This window comes from Microbispora hainanensis (assembly GCF_006874475.1).
Classification (GTDB): Bacteria; Actinomycetota; Actinomycetes; order Streptosporangiales; family Streptosporangiaceae; genus Microbispora; species Microbispora hainanensis.
On sequence record NZ_VIRM01000067.1, the window covers coordinates 34,909 to 42,630 of the forward strand.

5 protein-coding genes are annotated in these 7,722 nt (G+C 69.2%); 3 read left to right on the plus strand and 2 right to left on the minus strand.

What is annotated here, in order from left to right:
- Window positions 1-18 precede the first annotated feature (18 nt).
- A complete protein-coding gene (locus FLX08_RS35785) occupies window positions 19-915 on the plus strand; it encodes an NUDIX hydrolase (RefSeq protein WP_244313130.1) in 897 nt (298 codons plus the stop codon).
- Window positions 916-919: 4 nt separating this feature from the next.
- Here the strand turns inward: FLX08_RS35785 and FLX08_RS35790 are convergent, their stop codons facing one another.
- Both FLX08_RS35790 and FLX08_RS35800 read right to left on the minus strand, forming a co-directional pair.
- Complete coding sequence (locus FLX08_RS35790; protein ID WP_142624690.1) at window positions 920-2,458, minus strand: CYTH and CHAD domain-containing protein; 1,539 nt, start codon at window positions 2,456-2,458, stop codon at window positions 920-922.
- 209 nt (window positions 2,459-2,667) lie between these two features.
- Window positions 2,668-3,426, minus strand: a complete 759-nt coding sequence (locus tag FLX08_RS35800; protein ID WP_208761877.1) for a trans-aconitate 2-methyltransferase — start codon at window positions 3,424-3,426, stop codon at window positions 2,668-2,670.
- Between the two features lie 83 nt (window positions 3,427-3,509).
- Between FLX08_RS35800 and FLX08_RS35805 the strand changes: the two genes are divergently transcribed.
- On the plus strand, window positions 3,510-4,034 hold the full coding sequence (locus tag FLX08_RS35805) for a MarR family winged helix-turn-helix transcriptional regulator (protein WP_142624691.1): 525 nt from the start codon (window positions 3,510-3,512) through the stop codon (window positions 4,032-4,034).
- Between the two features lie 474 nt (window positions 4,035-4,508).
- A complete protein-coding gene (locus FLX08_RS42655; protein WP_244313131.1) occupies window positions 4,509-6,242 on the plus strand; it encodes a trypsin-like serine peptidase in 1,734 nt (577 codons plus the stop codon).
- The last annotated feature ends 1,480 nt before the right edge of the window (window positions 6,243-7,722 follow it).

Sequence of the window (7,722 nt, forward strand, 5' to 3'; positions counted from 1 at the left end):
GACGGCGGGGTCGGAAACATGGCCACGGGCATGATCAGGGCGGCCGGGGCGGTCGTCTGGCGGGGGAACGAGGACGCCCCGGAGGTCGCTCTCGTGCACCGCCCGGCGTACGGCGACTGGAGCCTCCCCAAGGGGAAGCTCAAGCGCGGCGAGCACGTGATCGTGGGGGCCCTGCGCGAGGTGCGGGAGGAGACCGGCCTGGAGGTCGTGCTCGGCCGTGCGCTGCCGCCCGTGCACTACATGCACGGTGACCGGCTCAAGCGGGTGGACTACTGGCTCGCCCGCGCTCTCGACGACCGGGTCGCGGCCGACGGCGACGAGGTCGACGAGGTGGTGTGGCTGCCGATCGAGGAGGCGCGGCGGCGCCTGACCTACAAGTGGGACCGCGGCCTGCTGCACGCCGCTCGCGCCGCCCCCTTGTCGACCACGCCGCTGATCCTGGTGCGGCACGCGCTGGCGGGCTCCCGGCAGGAGTGGAAGGGCGACGACGACCTGCGCCCACTGGACGAGCGCGGGCGCGCTCAGGCCGAGGTGCTGGCCACGGTGCTGGGGGCCTACCGTCCGACCGTGCTGGTCAGCTCGCACAGCAGGCGCTGCACGCAGACGCTCACGCCGTACGCCGAGCGGCACGGGCTGGAGGTGCGGGAGGAGACGGCGCTGTCGGAGAGCGGCTACGACCCGCGCAGGGCGGAACGGCTGATGCGCGAGCTGCTCGCCGCGCCCGAGCCGGCGGTGGTGTGCAGCCACGGCAAGGTCCTGCCCGAGCTGCTGGGCATGGCGGGCCGGGCGCTGCGCGGCGTGTGGACCGCCGATCACACCCTCCCCAAGGGCGGCTTCGCCGTGCTCCACCGCGCCTTCCTTCACGGTGCCACCGACCCCGTCCACGTTGTCAGCCTCGAGCGTTATACGACCTGAACCCTCAGGCGAGGCGGGACCAGACGGCGGGGAACTCCTCGTGGGCCCGGGCCGCCTCGGCGCTCTCGATGCCCGCGAGCATGCCGTAGGTGAAGGTGTCCTCCCCGGCCTGGCGGGCCCTTTCCGCCTCCTCCAGCAGCACGCCCTGGGCGACGACGCCGTCCTGGTGCCGTCCGAGCACCTCCTGCACCTCCTTGGCGCGCTCGGCCGCGCCGGACATGCCGGCGGCCTCCGCCGTATATCGGGCGCGCTTGGCGGCCTTGCGCACGTCGTGCATGGCCGTCTCCCGTTCCGCGCCCTCCTCCATACGCCGCGCCGCTTCGTAGGCGTCGGTCACCCGCCGCCAGTTCCGGTCCACGATCTTCGGCAGCGCCTTGTCCGCGTCCTTGGCCGCAGCGGCCGTCAGCGGCGGGCCGGCGGCCAGCGCGTCGAGGGCGTCGAGCAGCGCGAAGTATCGGCTCTCGCTGAGCACGCGCCGGATCCGCTCGTACGCCTCGTGCTCCCTGGCCGCCAGGTCGTCGCCCAGCCTGCGGCGCGCGCCGGCGGTGACGAAGCGGGGATCGAGGCCGTCGAGCCGGGCGGCGAAGCGTGCCCTGATGACCTCCAGGTCACGTGCCTCGCCCAGCACCTCGCCGAGCCACCTGAGCTCCTCCTGGATGTCCTCGGTGCCCGCGACGATCCGCTTGAACGCCTTGAGCGCGCTGCGCAGGCGGCGGCTGGCGACCCTGGCCTTGTGGACGGCGTCCTCCTCGGCCAGCCGCACGTGCGGGTCCTGCGCGATCAGCGCGTCGACGTGAGCGCGGAGGTAGGCGACGACGACCTCTCCGGCCGAACCGGGCTCGGGCCGGGTCCTCGGCGGCGGCGCGGGGATGCGGTCGCCCAGGGCGCGGGCGAGTTTGCTCGCGCTGTCCGCGGGAGCGGCGCCGGCCTTGCGCAGCCGCTTGGCGACCTTCTTGAGGAGGTCGCGTTCGCCCTCCTTGAGCTCGGCCTCGACCTCGCGCCAGCGCCGCACCACCGGCTCGTCACCGAGCACGGTGCCCTTAACGCGGTCGTCGGCGATCTCCACAAGCACAGTGCTGCCCGTGTTGCTCGTGCCACCCGCGCCGCTCGTGCCACCCGCGCCGCTCGTGCCACCCGCGCCGCCTGTGCCGCCCGGGCCGCCCGGGCCGAGCAGCCGGGTGATGCTCCGGCGGGTCTCCAGCTGGGCCACCGGCGCGAGCGGGGCGCCCCGCGTGTACGCGAGGACGAGGCTCGCCAGCTCGGCGGGCACCACCTTGGCGCTGCGGGTGAGCGGCCGGGTGATCTCCTGACGGGCCCCCTTGGCCTTGGGCAGCTTGAGGTGCCAGCCTTCGTCGTCCCCGCCGCGCCGCCGGCGGAGGGTGACGCCGCGAGCCGCCAGCCGCAGATCGGGGGTGTCGAAATAGACCGCGGTCAGCCGGTGGGAAAGCGGCTCGGACACCCCCTCGCACCCCGGCACGCCGCTGAGGTCGGGCAGGGCGAAACCCTCCGGAACGTCGAACTTGTCCTCGATCTCCAGCGCCACCGTTCCCCCTGAATGTCCCGGTTGACGGTCATATCGGCCCCCAAGGTGAACCGTACGTTCCGCTCGCCGAGGACGCGCTCAGTGGTGACGCGCTCAGTGGTGACGCGTTCAGCGGTGACGCGTTCAGCGGTGACGCGCTCAGCGGTGACGCGCTCAGCCCCGCGCGGTCGTGCCGGCGGCGTGCCCCTCCGGCCCGCTCGGGTGCGCGTTCACAGGTGCGCGGCGACGAAGATCCGCCGGAACGGGAACGGCGTGCCGTACGGCCTGGGCGGATAGACGGCGCGCAGGGCGCGGGCGCAGTCGGCGAGGAAGTCGGCGCGGCGCTCGGGCGGCAGCCGGTCGAGCATGGGCCGCAGGGCGGTGCCCTTGATCCAGTTCAGCACGGCGTCCTCCCCCGGCAGCACGTGGATGTAGGTCGTCTCCCACGCGTCCACCGAGAAGCCGAGACCGGCGAGCAGGTCCACGTAGTCGGCCGGCTCCCGGACCGGCGCGTCCCGCGGCACGTCGCCCAGCTCCTCCCGCCAGGTCGTACGGCACAGCTCGCGCACGACGGCGTGACTCGGCGCGTCGAAGTTGCCGGGCACCTGGAAGGCGAGCCAGCCGCCCTCGGTCAGGTGGCTCCTCCATTGGCGCAGCAGGTCGGGGTGTTCCGGCACCCACTGCAGGAGCGCGTTCGAGACGATCACGTCGACCGGGCGCGGCGGACGCCACTCGCGGACGTCGGCCACCTCGAACGTCGGCCCAGGCGGCGCCTTGGCGATCATCGCGGGCGAGGAGTCGACGCCGTGCACCTGAGCGCCGGGCCATCGATCACACAGGGTCGCCGTGAGCTCCCCGGTGCCGCAGCCGAGATCGACGACATACTCGGGCGACTTGGCGCCCACCCGGGCCATGAGCTCGTGGAAGGGACGGCCACGCTCGGCCGCGTACCGCTCGTAGACCACCGGATCCCAGATGTCCGCACCCATGCTCACACCTCCATTATCTTGACGTCGAGATAAATCGATATCGCGGGAGATATCTCGATGTCAAGAGAAGCTAGACTCGGCCCATGACCTTCTCGAGGCCCGTCGAGGACGAAGTGGACCGGCTGGTCGCGGCCTGGAGACAGGAGCGCCCGGACCTGGACGTGACGCCTCTCGAAGTGCTGAGCCGGGTCTCCCGGTTGAGCCGGCACCTGGAACGCGAGCGCCGCGCGGCCTTCGCGTCGCACGACATGGAGTCGTGGGAGTTCGACGTGCTGACGGCCCTGCGCCGCGCCGGGGAACCGTACGAGCTGAGCCCGGGCGCACTGCTGCGCGCCACCCTGGTGACCTCCGGCACGATGACGAACCGCATCGACAGGCTGGCCGCCGGAGGACTGGTCACCCGGCGCCCGGATCCGGAGGACCGGCGCGGCGTGCTGGTGCGGCTGACCCCCGCCGGGATGCACCGCGTGGACGCCGCCTTCGCCGACCTGCTGCGCCGCGAACGCGAACTCCTCGCGGGTCTCGACCAGCACGAGCAGAAGGCTCTCGCCGCCCTGCTGCGCACGCTTCTGATCCCCTTCGACGCCTCCGACGCGGCCGCCCCCTGATCCGGCGGAGCCGTCGTCCCCCCGGCCGGCCACCCCGACATGGAGACGGAACCGGCCGGACGTCGATGGGAAAAGCTGACAAACGTTCCTATCAGGACTAAAGCGTGCCCGTCTTTGCCGTTTGTCGCTTTTGACGTTTTCGGTGGCGCCCCGAACGCCACGCCGGCGCGCCATTGACTCATTCCCATTCGGCATAGATATGGGCATATGGATGTGATTTACGTCACATACCTTCCTTGGATCGGTCCAGCATCGAACAAGGGCCGAGGCGGCCGAATGGGTCTGTGATCAGCGAAGACGGGCCCCACATCGCCACGGTGACGCGGCCACCGCACCGAGGCGAAGACTCTGCGGGCCTGGAGAGGAAACCGTGAAATTTCTGTTTTCAGAGGGTTTCTCGTTATAACTTCCCACCGTTCCTTCACTGACGCATGGGGCGCAAGTGACGCCTCACGACAGACCAGGGAGATCCTCTTGAAGCGCACTCTCGCTCTCGGCGGGGTCGCGGCCGGCCTGCTGGCCTCCGCGGCGATCGCCGCCCCGGCTCACGCCGACTCCATCCCGTCCGTCAACCTCGCCAAGACCAACCTCGCCGCGAAGGAAATCGCCGCGTTCTGGTTCGGTGAGGCGCGAGCCAACCTGATCAACGCCACCCCGTACGGCGTGGAGACCAAGATCTCCGCGAAGCACGTTTCCACGGGTGGCGCGTCCGCCGACACCAAGGCCGGCGTTGTCGGGTCGAGCGGCGACCAGAAGGCCGCCACCGGCAGCCTCAAGAACGTGAACCTGCCGAAGACCACCGGCAAGGTGTTCTTCATCGGCGCCGACGGCAGGCCGCACTGGTGCTCGGCCACCTCGGTCCAGTCGCAGTACAAGAACCTGGTGGCGACCGCGGGTCACTGCGTGTACGACACCAAGTCGAACGCCACGACTCTGGACAGGTGGGTCTTCATCCCCGGCTACTACGAGGGCAAGACCCCGTGGGGCATCTACGTCGGTAAGACCGCTTACACGCACTACGACTACAGCGTGTACGAGGACGGCGACCGCGACTACGCGTTCGTCACCGTCTACAACGGCGTCCAGGTCACGGACGTGCGTTACGACAACCACGGCCGCGACGACCACCACGGCAAGGGCCACAGTGGCCGCTACGACCACGACGGCAAGCACCGCGGCGGACGTGACCACGGCAAGAGCGACTGGCACGCGGGCCCCGTCTCCGTCCGGCAGTTCCAGGCCCTGAACAGGGGCAGGGACCTCACCGGCAACGGCCCCTGGGCCAAGGGCACCGGCGTCCAGACCCACGAGATCAGCGAGCGCGCCTACCAGAGCCACGCGGACTCGTACGTCAGCCGTGACGGCAAGACCCTCTACTTCCGCAAGAAGGTCTGGGACCGCGACGACTACAAGGGTCCGAAGGGCGACGACAAGCCGCTCACGCCGAAGGCCGCGCCCAGCGGCGAGAACAACGAGCTCCAGACGCTGAAGCAGCCGGAGCCGCCCAAGCCCAAGCCGCAGCCGACCGTCACGGTCACGACGACCGCGACCGCGACCGCCACGGTCACGGCGACCGCGACCGTCACCGCGACCGCCACGGTCACCGCGACTCCCACCCACAGGCCGACGGGCAAGCCCGACTGGTGCGACGACCACGGTCGTTTCTCCGGCAAGGACCGTTGCGACCACAACGACCACGCGAAGTACAAGTACTACGCGCGGACGTTCTGGGCACAGACCCGCGACGACCACCGGCCGCACGGCACGCTGAAGATCACGCTGAAGGACGTCGGCAGCCTCGGCTCCAACGTCGGTGGTCAGGGCCTGGCCTACAACCAGAAGATCGGCACCTCGATCTTCATGTTCGGCTACCCGAGCGGGTCGCACCCGGACGGCAACTACGCCTTCACGGGCAAGACCCAGAAGTGGGCGTACGGCAAGACCTTCAAGGCGAGCTCCGCGGCCATCAAGGGCGAGGAGCTCGTGGGGGTCAAGTCCTCCTTCACGGGCGAGGGCGCCATCGGCTCGTCCTGGCTCTACCGCTACAGCAACGCCAAGCGGCTCGGCTACCTGAACGGTGTGACCATCGGTGTCGCCGACACCGACGGCAACGGCCGGATCGACACCAGCATCTCGCCGTACTTCGACGGTGAGACCCTGGGCGTCTACAAGGCCGCCGCGGCCAACTGGTCCGGCAAGATCGTCTGAGTCTCCGACTCCTGACGTCCAGGAGGGCCCGGCTGTTCGCAGCCGGGCCCTTTCCTTTTACCCGCGCTCTTGTGCCTCCCGCCTCTTGTGCCTCCCGCCTCTTGTGCCTCCCGCCTCTGGCGCCTCCCGCCTCTGGCGCCTCCCGCCTTGTGCCCGTCACCCTCGCGCCCAGTGCCTAGTGCTCGCTGACTTGGGCCCGTTGCCTTGTGCCCGATCACGGGGCCCCTCGCTAGTGGGCGACGAGATCGGGCAGCCCGCCCTGTTCGGCATCGCCGCGCCGGCCGCCCGCACGGCCTCTCAGGCCCGTTCTCGGCCTCCCCGGCTTGATCGCCCATGCCGGGTTCGGCCGGCTTTCCTCTCACAGCGGCATTACGGAATGCGCTTCCTCGGGGTCATGACCCCTTCGCGACTTCGCCGGCACGGCCCGGGAGAAAAGCACGCGAATAACGGACAGCCGGGGTCACGAGAAATCAAACGATCAAAACAATGATCACTGACCACAATAAAATCCGAATACGGAAATCATTCATGAGAACGCATGGAGAACACGAGCAAAATACCCTGACACCTGTTTCCGCAGAGCCTCACCGCCGGCTCCCTGAAGAGCGCCCCCATTGCGGACCTGAAAGCATCCTGGAGGCTCCCGCATCCGTGGTCGCGTACCGCTTCTCCGGGTCACGGGAAACCGCCGAGGACAACCGTCGCAGGCGGACCCCATACCGACAACACACCGATCCACCTGCGCAGACATCACGACACCACTGGCCGTCGAGCACGAACGACGCTCGTCGCCTCACCTTCTCAGCGGCGGGCGGACAATCACCGCCGGCATCCTGCCCGAAAACCCCGTGATCATCGTGGGGCCTGGCCAGAAAACCCCGCTCGGCCATCCGGAGAATGCACATCGCGAGCGGTACGGCGATCCCAAGTGCGCTCCGGCGGAGTCTCGAACGCCCCGATTCGGCGACTCAGAGGGCCCGGTGAATATCGGTCATCCGATTAGCTGGCTTACCGGATGGTAACCCCCTGGCGAGAGCTCCCAGGAAACCCCCAGGAAAGCCCTCGCCGCACCGCGACGAGGGCCTCTCGACAGGGTTCCGGCGCAGCGGGAACCCGAGCCGGCCGAGGCGGTGCCTGGCGTTCCAGAGAGGGCCTCACCATGGCCATCAAGGGATCGACCTGCTCCTTCGCACATCTCCTTGATCATCAAGCCGCGTCCTCCGGCCGGCCACACGGACCAAGATCCAGGCGAACGGGCACACTCTGACGCAATCTCGCGGTCATCTGGTTTCGCTCAAACCTGTGATTTACATCACATTGCCTCGTGACCGACCTGGTGCGGAACGTGACCGATATCCCCCTGCACAGCCTGCGATCAGCTCATTTTCAGCTTCCGTTCAGGAAGCGGCTGAAGGCACCAAGTTGGAGGCAATGCGCGAAGCGACCAATTCCACTTACGTCACTCCAATTGGTCCTATAG

Bases quoted from the DNA above. Each gene is read 5' to 3' on its own strand.
- FLX08_RS35785 (WP_244313130.1), top strand. From the start codon at position 19: ATGGCCACGGGCATGATCAGGGCGGCCGGGGCGGTCGTCTGGCGGGGG.
- FLX08_RS35800 (WP_208761877.1), bottom strand. From the start codon at position 3,426: ATGGGTGCGGACATCTGGGATCCGGTGGTCTACGAGCGGTACGCGGCC.
- FLX08_RS35805 (WP_142624691.1), top strand. From the start codon at position 3,510: ATGACCTTCTCGAGGCCCGTCGAGGACGAAGTGGACCGGCTGGTCGCG.